This window comes from Arthrobacter sp. H35-D1 (assembly GCF_030063185.1).
Taxonomy (GTDB): domain Bacteria; phylum Actinomycetota; class Actinomycetes; order Actinomycetales; family Micrococcaceae; genus Specibacter.
In genome coordinates this window covers 1-644 of the sequence record NZ_JASISP010000083.1, presented here as the reverse complement: position 1 = coordinate 644, position 644 = coordinate 1, and the positions used below count along the sequence as shown (strand labels likewise).

Here is a 644-nt window from a genome sequence, read left to right as displayed (position 1 = left end):
CCTGGCCGGGGCGCCGGCGAGGCGGTATGACAACCTGGCGGTGCTCACCACAGCAACACTGGGCTTCGCCCTCGGGGCCGGGACGATGGAGGGGTTCAAGCACCTGCGCCGGGGCGAACTCGGCCCGGCCGCCGGGATCACCATGGTCCCGGAGTTGGCGACACTGCGCTCCCGCCTGACCGCGCTGGCCGACGGCTCCGACCCGCTGGCCGTGCAGCGGGCCTTTGCTTCCGGGATGCTCGCCTTCGACCCGGCCGAGGATTCGGTCTACTACGTTGATGACCACTTCGTGCCCTACGCCGGGGCGAAGCCGGTGGCGAAGGGCTGGAACACCAAGCGCCGCCATGCCGAGTCCGGGCGCGATGACACGGTCCTGGCCGATGCCCGCGGCCGGGCCGTGGTCTTTGGCTCCGGGGAACCCACCTCCTTGGCCTCCAACCTCCCCGGCGTGCTCACCCAGCTCCGGGCGGTGATCGGGCCCCACGCGCCGATCCTGCTCGGCTTTGACCGGGGCGGTGCATTCCCTATCGCCTTTACTGCCTGCCGCAACGCCGGCGCACACTGGATCAGCTACCGCCGCGCACCCCTGGCCGAGACCACCGCGACCCCGGCAACCTCCACCACGGTGCGCAACGGCAAGGACA

1 protein-coding gene is annotated in these 644 nt (G+C 71.4%); it reads left to right on the top strand.

Features of this window, described 5'->3' with window-relative positions:
• Positions 1 to 40: 40 nt before the first annotated feature.
• The coding region (locus QMG25_RS20390) for a putative transposase (protein ID WP_283462962.1) at positions 41 to 644 on the top strand (604 nt) is incomplete at its 3' end.